Below are 23,545 nucleotides of genomic sequence, written 5' to 3'. Positions count from 1 at the left end.
AGACAGCCCACAGCCAAAACTGCGGGCGAAATAAACTATTGCAGCTAGTGCCAGTACTAATGACTACACTGTTACAGGTTCGTTGGTGGTTTTCGCAGTAACAGATGTCGATGTTTGGTAATGTTCAGCTTGCTGTTTTAACACGCTGTTAAAAGCATATTCAGCAACTTTAGAACCCGATTCAAATCCACCTTCCGCATCCCATTGGTAATGGACGCCAAGATAAACGCGGCTGCGACCGTTTTCTCTTGCAGCTTCGGTAAAGCTTGTAAAGCGACGAGTTAGCTTGATGCCATTCTCGTCACGCAAAGCATGAGGATCTTCAGTTGTTGCCGTAAAAGCAATCGAATCGCGTCCATAATAAAGTCGCATCATCGTCGCATGGGCAGCACCAAAGGTAGCATGACCAGAAATATACGCCGGAAAAGCTGGTGAAAATCGCGTACCATCAACCATTGCTGAAAGTGGTTGCCAATTAGGATCTAGCAAAGTATTGCGGTTGCGATCGCGATCGGCTTCTCGGATCGCAGATTCAGGACGCCACAAACGAATTGGACACTCTTCATTCGGAAATAGATACTTCACATACCAAGCCACAATTGCTGCATCCGCCATAGCAATTCCAACCAGCGCAAAAAGTCGTGCGGTTTCCAGTAAGTCTTCGATAGTACCTTCTTGCTTAGCAACAGTTTGCGTAATCACGTACAGTTGACCAGGAGGCTTGTAAGTACCATCAAGGTCATTAGCCCAGAAAAATGCTATTTCCGTTTCCTCACGCGTCCGTTCCGTTGAATGCGCTTCACCCAGCCGCCTTACTTCATCAAATTGACCTACGTAATCGCGGCTTTTTAGTAATTTTTCATAGGTGTCAAACTCTTTGATGTTCAACGCTGTCGTTGGTAAAAATTCATCAATGCGATCGCGATCCCACCTACCCATCGATTTGACTCTACCCCACTGTGGCGTCACAGCTGGTCCTGAACCAGTTTCCCGCCAATCACCAGCCTCATAACCAAAACACTTAGGAACAGTATCAGTATTTCTATTACTGGAACCATTGCACAACATAGGTGAAGGTGGCGGATTTTGAGAACCATCATTTTCACGTTCAGTTAAAATCGCCTTAGCCACTGCTTCACCAAATTGACGTGAAGGATCGCAATTTGCTGCGCTCAAAGGCATATTAAAGGGCGTCATGCAATCGCGCAAAAATGAATCAGCATCGAAACCTGTATTGACTTGATACGCAGCAAAAGGACTCGGTACTCCGCCTTGATTCTTTACAGTTTGTTTAATTAGTTCCTCAATCGTTTCTAGCAAAACTTTCCGTGCGGCATATGCTGCACTCATTATCGGATCTGCACCCTCTATTTTTTCGATATTGGACTTAGTATACTGCTCGTATGAACCGTCACAAAGAATATTGATTGCATCAAACATTGCAATGTGCATCATTGCTCCCATTCGGGAAAGTGGACCAGGCGCACCACCCAGTCTGCGCACAGCTTCTAAATAAATGTTATTCCAAGAAATGATAATGTTACCGTTCATTTTGTTCATTGTTTCATCTCTTTTTAACTAATTTGATGACAAAGCATTCACAAAACATCTAACTTAGTTGCACGAGAAAATTACAGCTATTCAAGACTAATAGCCTCAAAAAAGTAATTGCAATTCCTATTTAACTAAGAACTTATGTAAGCTCTCGTCTCGGATAAATGTCCTCTACAAAGCACACTAAATATTGATTAAAATCAATTTAAGTGTGTGTTTTACAGATGTTGAGTGTAAGTGAATACTTCACTAAGATTACTCTTCAACTTGAGAAGGAAAATTCCGGAAATAACTAATTTTAATTCTTTGAACAGTTTAATCGCGTCTAGAAAGTAGCTTTTGAACGGCAATTTAGCGCGAAATAGACCAAATTTTGATTGTTTCATCCCCACTACCACTTACTATTTGATTGTCAGGACTAAAGCCAAGTGACCAAACAGGTTTAGTGTGTCCTGTAATATTACTCCAGAGTTCACCTGTAGCAGGACGCCAAAGTTTAATTGTGTGGTCTGTACTACCACTTGCTAAAGTCTGATTATCCGGCTGAAATGCGACCGATGTAACGTGTCCTGAATGCCCTACCAAAGTATGCAAAACTCTACAATCGTCAGCTTGCCATAACTTGATTGTTTGATCAGCACTACCACTAGCTAAAAAACGCCCATTTGGACTAAAAGCAACAGATAAGATCTTTTGAGAATGCCCTGCTAATGTGCGTAACAGACTTGCACTGACACTTTCTTGTTGAGTGTCGAGTTGCCAAACTTTGATTGTGCCATCATTGTTGCCACTAGCTAAGGTTTTTCCATCAGGACTAAAGGCGATCGCTTCTACAGTGTCCCTATTTTGTATCTTTTGTAGTTCTTTCCGTGTTTGGAGATGCCAAAATCTGATTGTTTGATCGACACCTGCACTTGCAACTAAATAACCATTTGGACTAATGGCAACAGTTCTCACATCATCAGTATGACCTTTAAACGTACTTACTAAAGTACCGCTTTGCAGATTCCACAACTTAACTCGATTGTCCCAGCTACCACTGACAAGAATTTGATTGTTAGGGCTAATCGCAAGCGATCGCACAGCATCTGCATGACCTTTAATACTGTAAATCAAGTCACCCGTGTGCAGATTCCAAACCTTGATTGTGCCATCATAACTACCACTGGCGAGTATTCTGCCATCAGGGCTGATAGCAGTTGCATACACCCACACCGAATGTCCTTTGAGTGTGCGAACTTGGATAGACGAAGATGCGATGGTCGTGCCATTTGATTGTGATAACATCTTGTAACTCAAGCCAGCGACAATTGCTGTAGTAGCGATCGCCAAGGCTACTGAGGTTTTTGAAAAAAATGGTTTAATCCGCATAGAAAAAGTTTTCCTGTTACAGAATCAGCGCATGGCAAGTACTGCTATTTATTGCTTTTAGCTGACACCAAAGATGTTTTTGTCAATTTTTGTTGTTGACTTTGGCGTTCAATATAGAGACGGATAATATACAAAAGCGTGATTCCGGCGATCGCCACGATGCCAATAGGTGTTAAATATGTCCAATGCCCTGACATTTTGTCCCAAACGTGCCAAGTTAACAGAAACATAGCTATATATGTGAGTTTATGTAGTTGTTTCCAATTTTTCTTTAGCCTTTTGACACTCCAATCGTTAGATGTTATCGCAAGAAGCGTAAAAATTATGAAAGTAGATATTCCTTGTAAATAAATCCAAAAGGTCTTTGGATCGAAGAAGTCAAGCTGTCTTTTCTCAACTAGAAAATACCCATGTAAAAGTGCTAAAAAAAATGCGATAATTCCAGTAAGACGGCGATATTTAAGTAGCCATTGTGGCAAACCTGTTGCTTTAGTTTGAGGAAAAACTATCCTAAGTATGGTGGGAAGTAATGTGATAACATAACTAATTAGTGCCAAAAAACCTAATAAATTAGGTAATGAATATGTGTCTAAGAGAATCATAATTTATTTCCTATATGTCTAGATTTTTTAAGCAAGACGATATTATCTTGCTCTATTCCTCAAATCTTGAATTGGTAAAGTTAGTGAATAGCAAGATATTCACAATTCCACCATTACACGAGCTATATATTTAATTGACTTAGGATTAATCTTCAAATGGAAATATACAAATTCCGCAAGAATCTATTGAAGTTGTCAGCAAAATATAATTCAATTGATTTCAGTTCAAACAAGTTACAGTAACCTATCAATTTCAAAGCCCTGAAATATCAATAAATTTGACAGCAAGACTTGATGTACACAGTCAAGTAAACTGACAAAGCGATCGCAATTGATGAGATAACCTATGGTTGCACCTTTATCCGAGTTAATTGCTACCAATGCCCACAATATTCGTTTGGTAGCGACAGATATGGATGGTACGCTCACGCAGAATGGCAAATTTACAGTAGACTTACTCCAAGCTTTTGCAAACTTAGCTACCGCAGGTATCGAGGTATTGATTGTTACAGGACGTTCGGCTGGCTGGGTGAGTGGTTTAACGAATTACTTACCAATAGCAGGGGCGATCGCTGAAAATGGCGGTTTATTCTATCACTCAGGTTGCGCAACGCCTCTAGCTTTAACAGCGATTCCTGATGTAACTAGTCACCGTAGGAAACTCGCGCAATGCTTTCAACAACTCCAAACAGAATTTCCTCAAATCCGCGAGTCAAGCGATAATTGCTTTCGTATCACCGATTGGACATTTGATGTATTTGGGCTTAATCTCGTTCAACTACAAAAATTAGCAGAACTTTGCCAAAATATGGGTTGGGGTTTTACCTACAGTAATGTTCAATGTCACATCAAACCAATAGAGCAAAATAAAGCTGCGGGATTGTTGCAAGTGTTGCACAAACACTACCCCAAGTTGACTGTAGAACAAGTTGTCACTGTAGGCGATAGCCCAAATGACGAAAGTCTATTTGATACGAGTAAATTTCCAGTGTCTGTAGGCGTTTCCAACGTGTTGCACTATGCCAAGCAACTTGCTTATCAACCAATATATATTACTAATGCTCCAGAGGTTCAAGGCTTTTGTGAATTAGCACAATCTTTGAGTAAAGCCTCGTAATTATTTTAATCTCAAAATCCATCAAGCAAGAGTGGCTAGTTTTTTTGAGTATTGAATAAAGCAACGTAATTTTATTAAGTTTGCAAGCTTATACTGGAATTTCAACTCACAGCGTTCACCTGATTTTTACAACTTAATTCACTTCAGTCAAAGAACTCGTTTCTGAATCTGGAATCGCAGGTTCTTGAACCATTCGATCTTCCGTTGATTTTGGTAGCACCAGGTTTAAGATCAAAGCACAAAGCGAACCTACAGAAATACCAGATTCTAAAATACTACGTATTTGTTCTGGAAATCCTGCTAATGCATCTGGAACAAATGTCACGCCTAATCCTGCAGCTAAAGACGCACCAACAATCACTAATGAGCGATTCGTCATGTTGATTTCGCGCAGAATATTAAACCCTGCAACCGCCACTGTGCCAAACATTAACATAATTGCTGCGCCAAACACAGGGGTGGGAATTGCTGTTAAAATTGCACCGATAATCGGAAACAGCCCCAAAAATACTAAAATACCTGCTACATAAAAGCCAATATAGCGACTACCAACTCCTGTTAGCTGAATAATGCCGTTATTTTGCGATAACGTCACCGTTGGTAGAGTACTACAGCAGGATGCGATGAAAGAGTTAAATCCGTCTCCTAGCAATCCGCCCTTCAAACGTTTAATATACTTCGATCCTTGGATTGGTTCGCCAGTCACCATTGAGGTTGCAGTGATATCACCGATGACTTCTAGAGAAGTTGCAAAATAAATAATTGCAAAAGGAATAAACGCAGCAAGATCAAAACTTAAACCAAACCGAAATGGAATTGGAATATTAAACATTGGAATGCTGCCAATTTGACTGAAATCTGTCATTCCCATAACAACAGCAATAATTGCTCCCACAAGCAATCCAATAATGACTGAACCCATTCTTAAAAAACGATTTGAGTTAGCGCTACAGATAGCAACAATCAAAAATACTGGAATTGAGACAGCCCAATATCTGAGGCTGCCGTAGTCTCCAGCTTGCTGTGCAGGATCTCCCCCAGCCATATCATGCATCCCAAATCGAATTAGAGTTAAACCAATAAGAGTGACAGCGGTTCCAGTAACGATGGGTGGAAAAATAATTTGAGCAAAATGTAGAAAACGGCTTAATATAATTTGAATGAATGAGCCAAAAAAGCCCAAACCTAAAATAAGCGCAAGGGTTTGTTCTGGGGTACTTCCTGCTGCACTCATTGTCGCAATGATGCTGAAAATAGGCGGTAAAAATGCAAAACTAGGTCCTTGAATACTAAGTAAACCTGAACCGATGGGACCGATGCGCCTTGCTTGGACGAATGTTGCAAACCCAGCAACCAACAGCGTCATACCAATGATATAGCTAATGCTGGTAGCGTCTAAGTTTAAAGCACGACCAATTAGAATTGCTGGAGTTACACTAGGAACAAAAATGACACAGACGTGTTGTAGTGCCACAAGAATAGCAGTGCGGAACGGAGGATTGTCCTCTAATCCAAAAATTAAGTTACTCGAATTTTTATCTGAATTTTTATCTATAGTTTTAGGAGCTACTTCTACTGTCATGAGTTCTCCGTTTCAGTCGCAATGAAATTCAACTAGCACTATAAATTCAATCAAGATGCACTAGATTTTCACACTCAGATCTTGATTGGTGCATTATTATGTTCTTTATAGTTTTCCTAAGCGTTAGTTTATTGAAAGAGATTACCTAAAATATTTCTGTATGTTCTTTTACACTTTCTTGTAAAGAATAGTCGCAGCAACTTACCTCTTGCTGTGTAGGTTGCTTTCAGTAAACAATGCTTTAGATGCAGATTCACCAAGCTTTTTGATGTCATGCCTCATCTGTAAAGTACATAAACCTAAAATTGTCCACTGGATCAAAATGGCAAACAAAATATTAACTTGACTAGCTGATTTAGTGACTGCCCAAGCATAAGGTGTAAACAGCCACAACATCGAAGTTTCATCGGAATTGCGTGCGAGTAGATTAATAACGATAACAGGTAATATAGTAATAATGCCAAAAGTTCCAGTGATCCAGAGGGCTGGTTTTTGAGTTATTCGCAATCCAATAATTTGCGTAATTACTGCACAAATTAAAATAAAGTTATAGCAGATTAATAAACTTAATAAAGCTGGAATTTGATCTGATGCTTCTAAGTTGAACAGTATCCAAGGAATTAAAAATGCAAATGCGATCGCTAAATTAACTCCTATTGTTAATAGCACTGAATCCTGTCGCATCAAATTTTGTACGAATTGCTGCCCATTTCTATTGTGTTTCTGGCTGGATCTTACCCAATTTATGCCCTGTCGGGAAGGTGTCATTAACATAATTAATGCCAAAAACATGACTAAATTAAATATGAGCAAATACCGATAATGGTAAATCATCCCTTCTTTCCAAGCAGGTACGTCTCCTTTTACTAAAGTAAAACCGATCATTACAAGTTCAAAACAAACTACTAAAAAATAACTTTGTTTCTTAGTTAGTAAAGGTTTTTTAGGCTTAGAATAACACTGTTTGATTGCTTGCCAAACCCAATAACTCCACAAGCTATAATTTAACAAAGAACTCATCAATAAATTAGTAGCATTTGATCCTATTTGGATATGGAACCAGTGTCTTGAGTAAAGTGAGGAAGGTAAAATTAGCCATCCGTCTATAGAATTAGAATTTAAATGCGTTGCTTCAACTAAGTAAGGAACTATTTGAGTTGGAGAAAATAAAAATAGCCAATCTACTAAAGTACCCGTAATTGAATAGTGGTTTGCAAGCAGAAACAGCAAAACAGTACCACTAGCTAACCAGGAAGCCAATTTGAGAGAAGAACTGACTAAACCAAATAGAATTGCTGCACTGTAAAAGAAAAAGCATCCAACAATCAAGACAAGGTAAAAACTTAGAATTAAAAGTAAAGGAATTTTGGCACTCAACCCTGCCCATAAATGCAATGGAATAGCAAGTATAAATACGAAATAAAGTAAACTAGGAACTCCCAGCAATTTACCCAATAAAATAGTTTGAGGAGATTGAGGAGTAAGGCGAATAAAATTAAGTGTACCGCGCCTTTGTTCGGTAGCTAAATTGTTAACTAATAAATAAACTCCTCCTGCTAAAAGAGTTGCAATTCCAAATAGGCTTAAAAATGTAAATAAATTTAACCACCACAATTGCCAATGAATAACAAAGTTACCAGCATTGTCTCGCAGGCAATAGAGCTGATTTTCATACTCAGAAACTGGATCGTTTATACAGAATTTGTGACTAATTGGTGTTGAATCATATGAAATAGGTAGTTGACTTTGATAAAATATAAATAATAAAAATTGCCCTAAAAAAGAAATGGCTACAGCAAATAATAAGCTACTAAATTGCAGTTCTTGAAGTTCTCGCAAAAATTGGGGATTTTTGTCTCCTAACCGCTCAATCCAGTTGATTTTCATATGAGCTTATTCATGCATTTGTAAATAATGAAACTAACGCGATCGCTGTATTCTAGATTTAACTTTAAGATGCTTGTTGATGACCTAATTTGAGAAAAATTGTTTCTAAATCCTCTTGCGTGCAATGAAACTCAGTTAAAGGAATATTCGCTGCAATCAGCGATCGCAATAATTCTGCACAGTCTTCCTCATCACCATCAAAATCAACTCTCAACTGCTTTTCTGCCATAACTTCCCAAGCTTTGACTAAGGAATTATTGTTTAATTCTGCTTGCAGTTGCTTGAAATCTCCCAAAGTCGTTAACAAGATGTGACGATGACTCAAGCGCTGATACAAATCTTGCAACCGCGCACTTTCAACGAGATAACCGAGTTCCATAATTCCTACCGAGGTGCATAATTCGGCTAAGTCACTTAAAACGTGCGAGGAAATTAAAATTGTCATTCCGGCTTCTTGGAGTACCTTGATAATTTCGCGAAACTGCATTCGCGCAACAGGGTCAAGACCAGAAACGGGTTCGTCAAGTAATAGTAATATTGGTTCGTGAAGAACTGTTCGCGCTAGACTCAAACGCTGTTTCATACCCCGCGAAAGCGTTGCAATCAAACTTTTACGCTTGTATTGCAGCTGTACGAGTTCTAAAACTTCATACAATCGTTGTGTGCGACGCGGTTCTCTCAAAAAATACAACCGTGCAAAATAATCGAGGTAATCCCAAACTGTGAGATTGTCGTACAAAGGAAAATCGTCAGGGAGATAGCCCAAGCGTCGTTTCAGCGTAGTATTACTTTGGTCTAATAGTAGGCGATCGCCGTGAATATAAATCTCACCCTGCGTCGGTTCTTCCGCTGTTGCTAACATCCGAATCAATGTTGTTTTACCAGCGCCATTTGGTCCAATCAACCCATAAACTTCACCCGCCGCGATCTGTAAATCGACATCATTAACTGCAACGTGACGATCAAATTGCTTAGTTAAACCGCAAGTACGAACCGCGAGTTCTCTTGCCATAAATGCTTGGTAAAATATTTGACACTAGCCTAACCCTGTTTCAAGCTACATATCATCCGTTCTCAAAACTGTAACCATCTTCAACAATTTTATCCCTCACCCCTCACCCCTCACCCCTCACCCCTCCTTTGCTGTATGATCAATGACTTGCAAGCGTTGCCAGAAAAACTATGACTACTCAGTACCGCATTACCCTATTACCAGGCGATGGCATTGGTCCAGAAATTATGTTAGTCGCGGTAGATGTACTGAAGGTAGTGGGTAAACTGCTAGACATCCGCTTTGAATTTCAAGAAGCCCTCATTGGAGGTGCCGCAATTGATGCGACAGGAGAACCGCTACCACCTACTACACTAGAAATGTGCAAGGATAGTGATGCTGTCTTACTCGCAGCGATCGGTGGTTATAAGTGGGACAATCTACCGCGTCATTTACGCCCAGAAACCGGATTACTTGGACTTCGTGCGGGCTTGAGTTTATTTGCCAATTTGCGCCCAGCAAAAATTTTACCACAGCTGATCGATGCCTCTAGTTTGAAGCCTGAGATTGTTGCAGGTGTCGATATCATGGTTGTACGCGAACTCACAGGTGGAGTTTATTTTGGTCAACCCAAAGGCATTTTCACTACCGAAACCGGAGAAAAATGCGGTGTCAATACGATGGCATACACTGCAGCAGAAATTGACAGAATTGGACGCGTCGCGTTTGAAACCGCACAAAAACGCCAAGGAAGACTTTGTTCAGTAGATAAAGCAAATGTCTTAGAAGTATCGCAGTTGTGGCGCGATCGCATCACCCAATTAGCCGCCGAATATCCTGATGTCGAACTTTCGCATATGTACGTCGATAATGCCGCGATGCAGTTGGTACGCTATCCCAAACAATTTGACACCATAGTCACAGGTAATCTCTTTGGCGACATTCTCTCAGATGCAGCGGCAATGCTGACAGGAAGTATTGGTATGTTACCTTCTGCCAGTTTAGGTGCTTCTGGTCCTGGAGTGTTTGAACCTGTCCACGGTTCCGCCCCTGATATTGCTGGGCAAGATAAAGCCAACCCCTTAGCACAGGTTCTTAGTGCGGCAATGATGCTGCGGTACGCATTAAATCAACCCGTAGCTGCTGATCAAATCGAAAATGCAGTATTGCAAGTTTTAGATCGCGGCGATCGCACAGGAGATATTATGTCCCCTGGAATGAATCTCTTAGGCTGCCATGCGATGGGTGAAGCTTTAATTCAAGTCCTCGAACAATCCGAGTAACGCTTAGGAGTGTTGAGTCGGGAAGTGTTGAGCTTAAGAGAGTTCTGAGTTATGAGTTATAAGTGTTGAGTTTAAGAGAGTTCTTCTAATTCAAAACGTGCTAAGGCACCGCTACGCTAACAAAACTTAAAACTTAAAACTTAAAATATTTGCCTCCGGCACCTTTGTTCGCGAACAATTCAAAACTCACGCATTCAAAACTCAAAATTCCTTAAAGTGGAGATAGAATCTAAACGAACTTGATCGACCTACTAAAATTGAGCGATCCCATACTACTAAAATCGGCACGCCAGATATATTTAACCTATCGAGAATTGCGTTCAGACACCGCAGAACAACCGACTGGTGTAGCAATTCATCGATTAACATGTCGTGGTAGGTTACTTTTTTCCAAAAGACCAATTCTTCTACCTCTAGAGGAATTTATTCCCATTGCAGAAATTGAAAGCGATGAATCTAATTCTTACTAACTGATTGAGAGTGCTTCTGAAAAGAAGTAGGGAATAATGAAGGCAAAAAGCCCTACACTCATTTGTAATCACTCCTGATGATTGATTTTCTCTTTACTAGCTTTGCTACTTTTATTGTGTTTGCATTAGGGGCATCAATTGGTAGCTTTATCAATGTAGTTGTTTACCGCTTACCAGCTAAATTATCGATTGTTTCGCCGCCTTCCCGCTGTCCGCGTTGCTTACATCGTTTAGGTAAATGGGAAAATATTCCAGTTCTAGGCTGGCTGTGGTTAAAAGGGCGCTGCCGTCATTGTAAAACTCCCATTGCCATACGTTATCCGCTTGTAGAAGCCGTGACAGGCTTGATATTTTTACTTGTTTTTTGGAGATTTGGGTTTTCAGTGCAAACTGTCGGATATTGGATATTCTGCGGTTGGCTATTAGCGTTGTCACTGATTGATCTTGATACAATGACGCTACCAAATTCATTGACACAATCAGGATTAGTTGTAGGTTTAATGTTTGGTGTCGTTGCAAGTTTGATCGCACAACTTCCTTTCAATGAAGTAGTACATCAGTTGATGTTGAGTGTCTTGGGCGCGGTGTTGGGAATTTGGATATTTGATGCGATCGCATTTTTCGGTTCGATTGCATTAGGACAAGCCGCAATGGGTGCAGGAGACGCCAAATTAGCTGCAATGTTAGGTGCCTGGCTAGGGTGGAAATATCTTCTGTTGGCAGGGTTCTTAGCGTGTGCTATTGGCGCGTTTATTGGTGGTGGGGCGATCGCCTTGGGGTTCCTCTCTAGGCGGCAAAAAATGCCCTTTGGTCCTTTTCTTGCTCTAGGTGCATTGATGACAATCTTTAGTGGTGAGGCGATTCTTACTGCATACTTCCGTTTAATCTTTCCCGCCCTTTAGCAGCAAAGGATTGATACCAATTTAAAACATGGTTGCGACAAATCATGACTATCCAATTTCCTCTGCCCTTTTGCTCCTCTGCTTGCCCATATACAGTAACTTTAAAGCAAAACAGTACTACACAACGCTCTTTATAAACGTAATTTTGATAAAAATATACAAAATTAGAGGTAAAATTATGACCCAATCACGAATAAAAAACCTCTACGATCAAGATTTTGCTTTCTGGATTGAGGATACACTTAGTAAGTTGAAAGCAAGAAATACAGAAGATTTGGATTGAGAGAATTTGATTGAAGAGGTTGAATCTTCGGGAATAAGTCAACGTAAAGCAGTCCACAGTTTGTTAGTTCGTCTATTAGAACCTTTGTTGAAGCGTTGTTATGTTTGTCTTCCTAACTGCTTTCGAGGTTGGGAGATTGAAATTCGCAATTTTCGCGGGGAGTTGAAAAAGGAATTTAAGTACTCTCCTAGTATTAAAAGCTTTATAGATTTTAACCGAATCTTATCAGGATGCTTTGGCATCTATGAGAGAAGATTATCCTGATGTGATTTTTCCTGATGTTTGTCCATTTCCCCAGGATGTAGATGCTTTGTTAACTCAAAAGTTCTGGAAAAACATTTAATGAGTCAATTAACAGATTTTTTTGGTAAAAGATGCTCCCGATAGGGTTATCTACGGGTGCTTTTGGGAAATCCATTTTTACATCACTTGCTACTAAAGGGGACACCTGCCCCACAAAAGCCACGATTTTCTGACTCCAGTTCCCTCAGCTTTATCTGTTCTGCTAAAATTAACTCGTGTCTTGGATTACCTTAAGAACTACAAGCAGGCGCTGGGAAGCAGAGTTGATGTGTCAATTGCTGACGGCTCACGATATTCCAGCGCGGATAGTTGATTTGGGTATTACCTCTTATTTTGGTAGTGGTAGTCCAGCTGCTGTACAAGTCCAAGCCCAAGATCGGTGGGCTGCACTCCTCTTGCTCAGTCCGATCGAAACTGAGGACAACGATATACAGCCTAGTGATTAAAATTGCTGTTGAACTCAAGCAAACAGCATTTTAGCTCTTGCTATTTGCTAGCTCTGTCGCTTGCGTTTCGGGTTGTAGCGGTAATTTGAAACGTATCTATTAGTGCTCGGCATCAAGCTAACTTGTCTCTAAATCGATTACACTCATCCAGCAACATCTGGAGTTCCGCAGCAACTTTCCAAGGATTGCGACCTTTGAAAGGGGCAGCGATGACTGCTTCGTAGGGATTTTTTCCAGTTTGTTTAACGGTTGCGATCGCGGTTTTGTTAGAGAGTCCTCGTCCAACCACAAGCCAAGCTGCTAAAACGTGCCCCGTACGCCCAACACCGCCAGAGCAATGAACAACAACTTTCTCATGATTCTGATTGGCGGCAGCTAAGAACGGTAAAATTTGGTGGATAAGAATTTCAGCGTCGGCAAAGTGAAAATCCTCAATTGGTGTCCAACAAACTTGGTCGAGTCCGAACGTCTGTCGGTAAACATCAAGCAGATTGGAATAGCGAGTGAGTTGAGATTCAGGAAGCAAACAGCAGACACGCTTGATGTCTTGGTACTGCATAAATTTAATCCACTCTTTCACTTGCTCGTTGCGATATCCAGGACGAGCAGAGCCAAACACGATGGGTTCGTCCTCTGCAGCTGAAGCAAATTTATACATAGTGACTGCATCGAATTGTTCGACGACCGATTTTAACGCTTAAGCTTTCATATCGATCTAGTTCATCAAAGCGAAGGTCGAGTAGCCTATAGAGGTTGGACTGTTTGCACAGCAGAACAATCTCGTTACACACCGACCGATAGAGTTGATCGGTTGAGTTCGAGAAGTGATCTGCAACGGGTGAACGGGAACATTAGCTAGAAGAATTTCAAGCGCCATTTTTTAATGAAATCTCTACAATCTAAAGTCCAAAATTGGATGATTTTATTTCCAAGCGACTACCGACTTGATTAAGATAAAGATTGCTACTCAAAATATGGCGCAGTTTAATGTCTCTGTTTGATTGGTTTGCAAATCGGCGAAAATCTGGTCCTATTAGCCAGGAACGCCAAGAGCGCGACATTGCTGATGGGTTGTGGAGTAAATGTGTGGCTTGTGGAGTTTTGGCATATACCAAAGACTTAAGAGCCAATCAAATGGTCTGCCCAGAGTGCGGACATCATGTGCGGGTAGATAGTAACGAACGCATCCGGCAATTGATTGACGCGAATACCTGGCAGCCACTCGATGAGTCTCTCAGTCCTACTGATCCGTTACAATTTCGCGATCGCAAAGCTTATAGCGATCGCCTCCGCGAAACTCAGGAAAAAACTGGGTTGATCGATGCTGTGCAAACAGGTTTCGGACAAATCGACAAATTGCCTGTCGCTTTGGGAGTGATGGACTTCCGGTTTATGGGCGGTAGTATGGGTTCTGTCGTCGGTGAAAAAATTACGCGTCTAATTGAACGCGCCACCCAAAAGCGCTATCCCGTAATTATTGTCTGTGCGTCTGGTGGGGCAAGGATGCAAGAAGGAATGCTGAGCTTGATGCAGATGGCAAAAATTTCGGCTGCTTTAGAATGCCATCGCGAAGCCCAACTCTTATACATTCCAGTTTTGACAAATCCTACAACAGGCGGAGTTACCGCTAGCTTTGCGATGTTGGGAGATATCATTTTAGCCGAACCTAGAGCAACAATTGGTTTTGCAGGACGCCGCGTTATTGAACAAACGTTACGCGAAAAGTTACCAGAAGAGTTTCAAACCGCAGAAGATTTATTGCAGCATGGCTTTGTCGATGCGATTGTGCCCAGAACTCAACTGAAAAAAACGCTAGCTCAACTCATTAGCCTACACCAACCTGTTACTCCTACCCACCACCAGCTATTGCAATTAGAAGCGATCGCTTTAACTTCTAGCATTGCTGATTCTGGAAAATAAAGGCATACGCAGGAATGAAAAGCTAGGCGCAATGAGTAATTAGTTGTACTAAGTCAGTGGGTGTAATTATTGATTGCATGTTTTATGGTTGTTCATCAATTTCTCAATCAACACTAACAGCCCCTAAGTTGCATTTTTCACCCACTGACTTAATACACAACCAGCCGACTCTATCTTTTTGCCTGACAGCATTTGAAAAGAAGAATTGCAAGCTAACCTTGTGTGTCATGACAACTAATCACTCTTCAACGCCAGTTGCTACAGCGTAATTCCTCTTTGTGCTTCTATTTCTTTAAAGCTTCTGCTGTTTTCTCTCGATTTAGTTTCAAAATAAATACACCCAAAGGTGGTAGACACAAGTCAATTGAGTAAGGGTGATTGTGGTAAGACCATTCCTCAGACCATTTACCACCTAGATTACCCATGTTGCTACCACCATATTCACGAGCATCACTATTAAACACTTCTGTATAAAATCCAAATTCAGGAACACCAATGCGGTAATGCGAATGTGGCTGAGGGGTAAAATTGCAAACAGCAATGACAAAATCTTCCGGTTCTTTGCCGCGACGAATAAATGACACAACACTATGGCGGTTGTCACTACAGTCAATCCATTCAAATCCTGCTTGTCCAAAATCTTGCGTATATAAAGCAGATTCCGTGCAGTAGAGATGATTGAGGTCTTTCATAAATCGCTTTAACTGTTGGTGTGGCTCATACTGCAACAAACGCCACTCTAAATCGCCCCAAACATTCCACTCACTCCACTGTCCAAACTCCATCCCCATAAACAGCGTTTTCTTACCAGGATGAGCAAACATATAGGCAAACAAACAGCGTACGTTTGCGAACTTCTGCCAGCGATCGCCTGGCATTTTGCCAATTATATTGCTCTTGCCATGTACCACTTCATCGTGAGACAGAGCTAACATGAAGTTTTCGCTGTGGTGATACCAGATGCTGAACGTAACGTTATTTTGATGAAATTGACGGAACCAAGGATCCATGCTGAAATAGTCCAGCATATCGTGCATCCAACCCATGTTCCACTTCAAATTAAAGCCTAATCCACCCGTATATGTGGGCCACGATACCATAGGCCAGTCAGTAGACTCTTCCGCAATGGAAAGAATACCAGGAAAGTAACTAAAAATAACGTGATTTGCTTGCCGAAGAAACTCAGCAGCTTCAATATTTTCTCGCCCGCCATACTGGTTAGGTAGCCATTCACCTGGTTTGCGGCAATAATCAAGGTACAGCATCGAAGCAACGGCATCAACCCGAATGCCATCGATGTGATATTTATCAAACCAGAATAAAGCGTTGGCAACTAAAAAGTTTCTAACTTCGTGGCGGCTATAGTTAAAGACTAAAGTTCCCCATTCTCTATGTTCGCCTTTGCGGGGATCTGCATGTTCGTAGAGATGTGTGCCATCAAAGAAAGCTAAACCATGTCCATCTTTGGGGAAGTGTCCAGGAACCCAATCTACAATGACGCCAATACCGTTTTGATGACATTGGTCAATAAAGTACATCAAATCTTCCGGACTGCCATAGCGTGAGGTACAAGCATAATAACCAGTGACTTGATAACCCCAAGATCCATCAAAGGGATGTTCTGCAATTGGCAGTAGTTCGATGTGAGTATAGCCCAAGTCCTTGACGTAAGCAATCAGTTTAGCTGCAAGTTCGCGGTAAGTCAAAAACCGCGCTCCTGGTTGTAGTTCGGAAACGGGAACAACAGCTTCAGTTGCTCCATCAGGTAATATTGCAGGTTCTGCCGAAGCAGCGTGTAACCAAGAACCCAAGTGAACTTCGTAAACCGAAATCGGCTGGGTTAAAGCATCACTATGACGTCGATGCTCCATCCATTGTGCATCGTTCCAGGAGTAAGCATTGAGATCGGCAACAATTGATGCGGTTTTGGGGCGGACCTCTTGTTGAAAACCGTAGGGATCTGATTTTTCGTAAATGTGACCGTCAAAGTTTTTAATTTCGTATTTGTAGCGATCGCCTACTCCTATTTCTGGAATAAACAATTCCCAAATTCCTGTAGCGCCTTTACGCATCTGATGCTTGCGCCCATCCCATTCATTAAAATCTCCCAAGATAGAAACGTTACGCGCATTTGGTGCCCAAACTGCAAAATAAACTCCTTGAACGCCATCAATACTTGTCGGATGCGCCCCTAGTTTTTCATAAATGCGATGGTGATTGCCCTCAGAAAACAAATGCAGGTCAAAATCGGTTAACCGTGGCGAACGAAAAGCATAAGGATCGTAAATGACTCGTTCGTATTCGCCTTCTTTGATTTTTAACTGGTAGTTTGCTAATTCAGGAACGTCGATCGTACACTCAAAGAAATGGGGATGATGCACCGGATGCATTGGATATTCAATTCGCTCTTCAGGACGAATTACCCAGGCTGCACTTGCACTCGGTAAATAAGCTCGCACCACCCACACGGTTTTGCCATCTTGTTCTACTGTATGAGAACCAAGCACTTCAAATGGATCGTGATGTTGGTTCCAAACAATGCGCTCAACCTGATCTGGGGCGATGGTTATAGACATGAAACTACCTTACCTAAAACAAATTTGTTATTTCTATCGTCATATTTATACATATTCTTTACATTTATTTGCAATCTTTTGCTGTATCAAGATCAGCAACTAACTGCTCAGTAGTCCTCAATAACCGTACTCATCATAACTACAGCACAAGAGCTTTTTATATTTAAATTGGTAAAAAAGGAATTAATGTCCGAATTAAGCGCCGCAGACGCAGAAGGGTAATCGTTTCTCTCACCTGAGGTGAAAGCGGGGGAGTCACTGGGCGGCTTTGCAACTGAGCTTGCAAATCTGCATATTCTGCTGCTGTGAGTTGTTTGCCATCAATAGGCGATCGCGCATCCGTGATAATTTCTGTACGCAGCACCTCTTCTGGTATGTCTTCTGGAGGTGGTAATGCCAAAACTGACGCAGCTTGCCATCCCAGCACAAGACCCACGCTAGTACTCAGACTTAATCTACTGATAACTTTGAGCATAACCCATTAACTGTTTGCAGGATGATGCATCTTTGGCTGACTTGTTCTTATTGTCAATAATATGAGGAAATTTAGCAAAACGGACTCAGTAGGATTGTAGGGTTTCTTGTCGTATTTCAATGTTTAGATATTTGAGTCGTCACTCATAGAGTATAATTTATAATTAATAACTTTTTCTATTAAAAAGTCTCTTAATTGTTTGATTTTATTAATCAAAAGCAATTTAGTCGGATATGCACCGCTTTTCTCCCACGAACTAGCTATCAGTAACTCAAAAAAAGTACTCTCCTGCAAAGAAGTCGTGTTATGTAGCGCAGGCAGTAAATAGCACTGCTACCGGAAACAGACTTTTAGCTTTGTAGGAGAGAAAAAAGCTATTTAAACAGACCAACCGTGAGATGCCGTTAAGCTATTCCTTCATAGCTATGGAGATGTTGTTGGAGTCACTGTAGGTTCTACAGGAGATACTGTAGGTGTTGTATCACCACCAGTACCAGTTGTATCACATGCTCCCAAGGTGGCAAGCAAGCCTAGAAATAAAGCAAAACCAAGGATTTTTTTGTTCATAACTCCTCTTTTCACCAATTGCGATAGAAACAATCTACTCGTTGATTACGATACCGCATTTGTTGACTTTTTTTACAAAAGTGCGATCGTGACTGTATTAGCTTGATAACCTATCACATCAGTGATGTACCGTCTTCCTTCTTAAGACAGAGGTTTTTAACCAATGCTACTTTCAGAAAATTGCTGGTGTCAGTGAGGATGTTAATATCCAACTACCAAACACGAACAAACCTGGAGTAGTAGTCGATGTTATCAGCAATAGACATTTGTAGCTACTGCGTAGAGATCTTCCTTAGGAAAGTGGACAACTGAAAGCTATCTAGGTGATAGGATAGGGGCGATTCTGATATGAGTCGCTAGCGCTACTCAGTTGCTAGTTACAGACAGAATCGACTGATTTGATATCTAAATAACTCTATTAAGCAATAAAGTCTATGAGTGTTGCTTATAAATCTAGTGAAACCAACTATCAGCGGAAAGATGCTGTGAAATCAACATATGCTGTTCCCGCAAGTTATTCTGACAAGCGAGCGAAGCAAAATAAAATACCTCAAGATAGAACTCGCAACTATAGCGTGCCGATTCTGCCCAGTGCTAGGAAACCATTATGGTTGCTCCGCCTGAGTCTTTTACAACGGAGTTCTAATGTACTCATTTTCTGCTTAATAGCAGTAGTGCTAGGACTTTACAGTGGAACAGTTTATTCTCAACGGGCATGGAACCAAGCGTATCGCCAACTAGAAAATTTACAACGTCAAGAAAGGCAGCTTACGACAGCAAGTGAAGTGCTTAAAAATAAAATTGCACAGCAAGCCGAACAACCAGAAACAGGCTTATCTCCTGCCGATCCCACGCAGGCAATTTTCCTCAAACCAGCGCCTCAACGCCCAGCACGCCCTGATGAAACGATTGCTTCGGCAACTATGACTCGTAAAAATTCTAAGTCTGATACGATCCCTGTCGGTTATTAAACAAGCGTGAGGGGTGAGTGATGAGTGACTAGTGGCTAGTGAAAGAAATTTGAATTAAAAATTTTCTTAACTCAACACTCAAAACTTGCTTAAACTCAACACTTCATGACTCAACACTCATAACTTTAAGAATCTTGCCATATGCCTACTTCAGTCCCTCCTGGTAGCTTTGACCGCAGGCATCGTACGGTAGTAACAATGGACACTCAGCGCACAAAACCTCAAAAAAAAGCCAGGAAGACGCTGAATAAACACCCAAAACGTGGTGGAACAACACCTTACTTTCGCTTGATACTTGTGTGGGGTGTATTGTTTGCTAGTAGTTTGGTACTTGCGGGCAACTTGTATCATCTCCAAGTTGTGCATTCATCAGAACTGTTGAGAAGGGCGCGACAGCAACAGACCACCTATGTAAATCCGTATATTCCTCGCCGTCAAGTTGTTGATCGGAACGATAACGTCTTAGCGATTGATCGTCAGGTATACACGCTATACGTTCATCCCAATCAATTTAAAAGTGACTCAGAAGCAGAAACTGTTGCCACTGATGTTGCTAAAATTTTGGCTCGTCCGACAGCGGATATCACGGATTTGTTCATCGATGGATTTAAGAACAAGAAAAGTGGTATTCGGCTAGCCCCAGCTTTGTCAGAAGAAATTGCAGACAAGCTCAAAAAGTTACGGGCAAATGGCTTAGATTTAGTTCGAGAGTACTCGCGTCTGTATCCTCAAGAGAATGTCGTTGCAGATGTAGTTGGCTATGTTGATATCGACCGTCGCGGTCAGGCAGGGATAGAGTACAGCCAGGAACAATTACTTGAGCGCTCAGCACAAACAATCAAGTTTAGGAAAACTGGTAACGGGGCATTACTCAGCGATCGCATTCCTGAGGGCTTTGTTCATGGTGAGGATTGGAAATTGCAACTCACACTCGACACCCGATTGCAGCGCGCTGCACGAGTTGCGTTGAGAGAACAAATGCAAAAGTTTAGTGCCCAGCGTGGTGGCGTGATTGTAATGGATGTTCAAGATGGTTCGATCTTGAGTTTAGTTTCTGAGCCTTCTTATAATCCTAATGAGTATTTCAACTCTGACGTCAACTCCTTTAGAAATTGGTTACTGGCAGATCTTTATGAACCTGGCTCTACCTTTAAGCCAATAAATATCGCGATCGCTCTAGAAGAGCAAGTCATTCAACCCAATGATGTCTTCCCCGATCCTGACACCATTAAAGTTGGCGGTTGGTCGATCCGCAATGCAGAAAAAGAAGACAATCTCTCTCTCTCTATTACTGGTATCTTGCAACACTCCAGCAACGTCGGCATGGTGCAAGTTATGCAACGCCTCAAACCCGATGTTTACTATAACTGGCTGCAAAAGCTGGGGATAGGAAAAACTGTAGGCATAGATCTCCCCTTTGAAGCACGAGGTCAGTTAAAAAATCAAGCGAAATTTGTTTCTTCCCCAATTGAACCGGCAACTGCGTCTTTCGGTCAAGGATTTTCACTCACACCAATTCAGCTTGTACAACTTCATGCTGCTTTAGCTAATGGTGGTAAGTTAGTCACACCTCATGTTGTAAGGGGATTAATAGATAGCCAAGGTCAGCTTCAACAACCTAGTTTACCACAACCCAGAACAGTTTTCTCTCCAAAAACAACACAAACTCTGGTTGAGATGCTAGAAACAGTAGTGCTTCAAGGAAGCGGCAAAGCATCGCAAGTGCTAGGATACCGCATTGGTGGCAAAACTGGTACAGCGCAAAAAGCTAACACAAGTAGTCGCGGCTATCATAGTGGTGCTGTCATTACCAGTTTTGTGGGAATGATGCCGATAGAAGCTCCGCGTTACGTTGTCCTAGCAATTGTAGACGAACCAAAAGGAATTGCCTACGGTTCTACAGTTGCAGCCCCCATTGTTAAGTCAGTCATGGATTCGCTAATTTCTATTGAACGCATTCCCCCTAGTCAACCAATTCCTAAAGTATCCCCCAGTCCTTAATTAAGAAACGACTAACCACTAACCACTCTTTCACTCGCCCCACGCCCCTCGCTCCTCACCCCTAATTTGACTTTGCCAAACTTGCTCTAATAGTTCAGCTTGACTGGAGATCGGAGGTAAACAAGATAGTCCTTGACAGACTAGTGCTAAAGCATTGGTTGGTAAATCTGTTGCTACAGCAAGGACACTTGTTGGTAGATACTCACCCAAGAGACTCTCTAACTGCTTTGGAATACTGCGAATGAGAGTGCAGTTGCGATACCAATCTAAAGCTGAAAATAAACTTGGGCAGGCTTGCGGAGCAGAATCCATGATACTACTAAAAGCTTGTAACCCTTGCTCAGCTTTGTCAAGATAAGTCAGGTCTTCGGTTAATAAGGCTAGCTGCATTAAATTTGCGATCGCCACTCCGTTAGCTGCTGGAGTTGCATTATCAGCATAGCTTCGTTCGCGGACAATGAGATCTTGACTTGCATCACTCGCGGTGTTGTAATATCCTCCTAGCTCTACGCTCCACAAATACTCATCAAATTCGGCTTGCAGCGCGATCGCCTTCTCTAACCAAAATTGCCAAGCAGTTGGTTCGTCTTTTTCCTGCATGACTTGGTGCAAATCTAGCAAAGCTTTAATAAACAAAGCATAATCCTCAGATTGAGCAATCACACTTGTTTGTCCCTCGTAATTCAGACGGTGAAAGCGTCCATTCACACTCTGATGATTCAAAATAAAGTGAGCCGCTTCGAGCGCCACCTCTAAATACTCCGCTTTTTTGAAAACTGCATACGCCCTTGCTAGCCCAGAAATCATTAAGCTGTTCCAAGCAACAATCATTTTTGTATCTGTTACTACAGGAATACGACCAGACCAATTTTGAGTTTTTGCTTCTTGATTATTTCGCGCTGGTGGAAACACATCCAACGACTCTGGTGCTGCACCATAACGTACAATAAATAGCTTTGATAAAGCCTGTGTTAAGCTTTCGCTCAACTGAGCGGAGTGTCGTCGTTGTAAGACATTTTGCCCTTCAAAATTGCCTTGGGGAGTTACGGTAAATTGTTGCTCCACCTCCGCTAATTCTACTGGCGAGAGGATCTGTTGCAACTCATGATAAGTCCAAACGTAGAAAGCTCCTTCTTCTGGCTCAGTTTCGTTTGGATGAGTGAAACTATCAGCATCTTGCGCTGCATAAAAGTAACCTTCAGAAGCTGTCATTTCCCGCTTGAGCCATTGCACAGTTAATGCGATCGCTCGCTCAATTGCTGGTTCTTGAACTCCAGCAGCCCATAAATTCGCGAGATACTCCACAATTTGACCATTGTCGTAGAGCATCTTTTCAAAATGCGGTACTGTCCATGTCGGATCGACGGTGTAACGATGAAATCCACCACCAACATGATCGAAAATTCCGCCTGTGGCTAAATCTAAGCCACGCTGTTGACACACTTGTTTAATGTCATAACGCCAAGAATAATTAAACCGAGTACCACGTAGCGCTAACTCGGCATAGGGAATCATCGGAAATTGCGTGCCATAATCATGCGGTGTAATAACACCAGTATTGGTTTCTATTCCTTTGCGCAGGAGATCTTCAGCAGATTGTTGAGTTTGAGGTAAGACCGCACTTTTTTGAATTGCTTCTAAGATCGCAGCTTTACGCGCTAGTAAGTCTTGTTTTTCAGTGTCGTAGTAGCGGCGAATTGCTTGTAATATTTGTAAAAAACCTGGACGCCCATAGCGCGGTTCTACAGGGAAGTAAGTACCTCCATAAAACGGTACTAAATCATCAGGAGCAATAAAAATATTTAATGGCCATCCCCCTTGACCTACCATCATTTGTAAAGCTTGCATGTAGATGCTATCGAGGTCAGGTCGTTCTTCGCGATCTACTTTTATGGGGATAAAGTGAGCATTCATATACTCTGCGATCGCCGCATCTGAGAAGGCTTCCCCTTCCATGACAGTACACCAGTGGCAACTAGAATAGCCTATGGAAAGAAAAATAGGCTTGTTTTCTGCTTTTGCTGTTGCCAAAGCTTCATCACACCAAGTCCACCAGTCAATCGGATTTTCTGCGTGTTTGCGTAAGTAAAGGCTTTGAGCTTGGGCAAGGCGATTAGTCATAATTCTATTTGCATTTGCCGTCTTTGCTTAGTCTAGCGGAGAGGAGCGAGGAGCGTGGGACTAGTGAAAAAGTTTTAAGTTTTGAGTTTAAGAGGGGTGAGGGGTGAGTTAAAACAATTCTTT

At 41.7% G+C, this 23,545-nt stretch carries 19 protein-coding genes and 1 pseudogene; 9 read left to right on the top strand and 11 right to left on the bottom strand.

Annotation, left to right across the window (positions count from 1 at the left end; translation table 11 throughout):
* Positions 1-63: 63 nt before the first annotated feature.
* From IQ230_RS01510 to IQ230_RS01500, 3 genes are all read right to left on the bottom strand, one after another.
* On the bottom strand, positions 64-1,560 hold the full coding sequence (locus IQ230_RS01510; RefSeq protein WP_228054485.1) for a vanadium-dependent haloperoxidase: 1,497 nt from the start codon (positions 1,558-1,560) through the stop codon (positions 64-66).
* Positions 1,561-1,905: 345 nt separating this feature from the next.
* The gene (locus IQ230_RS01505; protein WP_193930150.1) at positions 1,906-2,925 is read right to left on the bottom strand and encodes a WD40 repeat domain-containing protein; all 1,020 of its coding nucleotides are present in this window, start codon (positions 2,923-2,925) and stop codon (positions 1,906-1,908) included.
* 44 nt (positions 2,926-2,969) lie between these two features.
* Positions 2,970-3,527 carry a ferric reductase-like transmembrane domain-containing protein gene (locus IQ230_RS01500; RefSeq protein WP_193930146.1) on the bottom strand — a complete coding sequence of 186 codons (558 nt, stop codon included), beginning with the start codon at positions 3,525-3,527 and terminating at the stop codon, positions 2,970-2,972.
* A gap of 346 nt (positions 3,528-3,873) precedes the next feature.
* Between IQ230_RS01500 and IQ230_RS01495 the strand changes: the two genes are divergently transcribed.
* The gene (locus tag IQ230_RS01495; RefSeq protein WP_193930144.1) at positions 3,874-4,644 is read left to right on the top strand and encodes an HAD family hydrolase; all 771 of its coding nucleotides are present in this window, start codon (positions 3,874-3,876) and stop codon (positions 4,642-4,644) included.
* A 133-nt stretch (positions 4,645-4,777) separates the two neighbouring features.
* Here the strand turns inward: IQ230_RS01495 and IQ230_RS01490 are convergent, their stop codons facing one another.
* The 3 genes from IQ230_RS01490 to IQ230_RS01480 all read right to left on the bottom strand — a co-directional run bounded on the left by IQ230_RS01490 (position 4,778) and on the right by IQ230_RS01480 (position 9,125).
* The gene (locus IQ230_RS01490) at positions 4,778-6,226 is read right to left on the bottom strand and encodes a uracil-xanthine permease family protein (protein WP_193930142.1); all 1,449 of its coding nucleotides are present in this window, start codon (positions 6,224-6,226) and stop codon (positions 4,778-4,780) included.
* Between the two features lie 201 nt (positions 6,227-6,427).
* Positions 6,428-8,113: an ABC transporter permease gene (locus IQ230_RS01485; RefSeq protein ID WP_193930140.1), complete on the bottom strand. Its 1,686-nt coding sequence runs from the start codon at positions 8,111-8,113 to the stop codon at positions 6,428-6,430.
* 64 nt (positions 8,114-8,177) lie between these two features.
* Positions 8,178-9,125 carry an ABC transporter ATP-binding protein gene (locus IQ230_RS01480; protein ID WP_193930137.1) on the bottom strand — a complete coding sequence of 316 codons (948 nt, stop codon included), beginning with the start codon at positions 9,123-9,125 and terminating at the stop codon, positions 8,178-8,180.
* A gap of 170 nt (positions 9,126-9,295) precedes the next feature.
* Between IQ230_RS01480 and leuB the strand changes: the two genes are divergently transcribed.
* The 5 genes and pseudogenes from leuB (at position 9,296) to IQ230_RS01455 (ending at position 12,791) form a co-directional block, all read left to right on the top strand.
* Positions 9,296-10,387: a 3-isopropylmalate dehydrogenase gene (leuB, locus tag IQ230_RS01475; RefSeq protein WP_193930134.1), complete on the top strand. Its 1,092-nt coding sequence runs from the start codon at positions 9,296-9,298 to the stop codon at positions 10,385-10,387.
* Positions 10,388-10,626: 239 nt separating this feature from the next.
* Positions 10,627-10,857, top strand: coding sequence for a hypothetical protein (locus tag IQ230_RS01470; RefSeq protein ID WP_193930132.1), 231 nt, complete (start codon positions 10,627-10,629; stop codon positions 10,855-10,857).
* A gap of 80 nt (positions 10,858-10,937) precedes the next feature.
* Positions 10,938-11,759 (top strand): prepilin peptidase, encoded by an 822-nt coding sequence (locus IQ230_RS01465; protein WP_407646593.1) that lies wholly within the window; start codon positions 10,938-10,940, stop codon positions 11,757-11,759.
* 178 nt (positions 11,760-11,937) lie between these two features.
* Positions 11,938-12,385: pseudogene (locus IQ230_RS01460) on the top strand (DUF29 domain-containing protein).
* 175 nt (positions 12,386-12,560) lie between these two features.
* A complete protein-coding gene (locus tag IQ230_RS01455; RefSeq protein WP_193930127.1) occupies positions 12,561-12,791 on the top strand; it encodes a putative signal transducing protein in 231 nt (76 codons plus the stop codon).
* 112 nt (positions 12,792-12,903) lie between these two features.
* On the opposite strand, the gene IQ230_RS01450 is transcribed toward IQ230_RS01455, so the two are convergent.
* Entirely contained in the window at positions 12,904-13,449 is a 546-nt protein-coding gene (locus tag IQ230_RS01450) for a protein-tyrosine phosphatase family protein (protein ID WP_193930125.1), read from the bottom strand.
* A gap of 329 nt (positions 13,450-13,778) precedes the next feature.
* On the opposite strand from IQ230_RS01450, the gene accD reads away from it, so the two are divergent.
* Positions 13,779-14,711 carry an acetyl-CoA carboxylase, carboxyltransferase subunit beta gene (accD, locus tag IQ230_RS01445; RefSeq protein WP_193930123.1) on the top strand — a complete coding sequence of 311 codons (933 nt, stop codon included), beginning with the start codon at positions 13,779-13,781 and terminating at the stop codon, positions 14,709-14,711.
* A gap of 284 nt (positions 14,712-14,995) precedes the next feature.
* Here the strand turns inward: accD and glgB are convergent, their stop codons facing one another.
* The 3 genes from glgB to IQ230_RS01430 all read right to left on the bottom strand — a co-directional run bounded on the left by glgB (position 14,996) and on the right by IQ230_RS01430 (position 18,329).
* Positions 14,996-17,287, bottom strand: coding sequence for a 1,4-alpha-glucan branching enzyme (glgB, locus tag IQ230_RS01440; RefSeq protein WP_193930121.1), 2,292 nt, complete (start codon positions 17,285-17,287; stop codon positions 14,996-14,998).
* Positions 17,288-17,450: 163 nt separating this feature from the next.
* A complete protein-coding gene (locus tag IQ230_RS01435; RefSeq protein ID WP_099702611.1) occupies positions 17,451-17,762 on the bottom strand; it encodes a hypothetical protein in 312 nt (103 codons plus the stop codon).
* 423 nt (positions 17,763-18,185) lie between these two features.
* On the bottom strand, positions 18,186-18,329 hold the full coding sequence (locus tag IQ230_RS01430) for a hypothetical protein (RefSeq protein ID WP_193930119.1): 144 nt from the start codon (positions 18,327-18,329) through the stop codon (positions 18,186-18,188).
* Positions 18,330-18,763: 434 nt separating this feature from the next.
* Between IQ230_RS01430 and IQ230_RS01425 the strand changes: the two genes are divergently transcribed.
* Both IQ230_RS01425 and IQ230_RS01420 read left to right on the top strand, forming a co-directional pair.
* The gene (locus tag IQ230_RS01425) at positions 18,764-19,300 is read left to right on the top strand and encodes a hypothetical protein (RefSeq protein ID WP_193930116.1); all 537 of its coding nucleotides are present in this window, start codon (positions 18,764-18,766) and stop codon (positions 19,298-19,300) included.
* A gap of 141 nt (positions 19,301-19,441) precedes the next feature.
* Positions 19,442-21,301: a peptidoglycan D,D-transpeptidase FtsI family protein gene (locus tag IQ230_RS01420; protein WP_193930114.1), complete on the top strand. Its 1,860-nt coding sequence runs from the start codon at positions 19,442-19,444 to the stop codon at positions 21,299-21,301.
* 30 nt (positions 21,302-21,331) lie between these two features.
* On the opposite strand, the gene IQ230_RS01415 is transcribed toward IQ230_RS01420, so the two are convergent.
* Positions 21,332-23,422, bottom strand: coding sequence for a thioredoxin domain-containing protein (locus IQ230_RS01415; protein ID WP_193930112.1), 2,091 nt, complete (start codon positions 23,420-23,422; stop codon positions 21,332-21,334).
* Between the last annotated feature and the right edge of the window lie 123 nt (positions 23,423-23,545).

Origin of the sequence: Gloeocapsopsis crepidinum LEGE 06123, from assembly GCF_015207655.1 — a bacterium.
Taxonomy (GTDB): Bacteria; Cyanobacteriota; Cyanobacteriia; order Cyanobacteriales; family Chroococcidiopsidaceae; genus Gloeocapsopsis; species Gloeocapsopsis crepidinum.
Note: the sequence above shows the minus strand (reverse complement) of the source record. Positions and strands in the feature narration are given on the sequence as shown.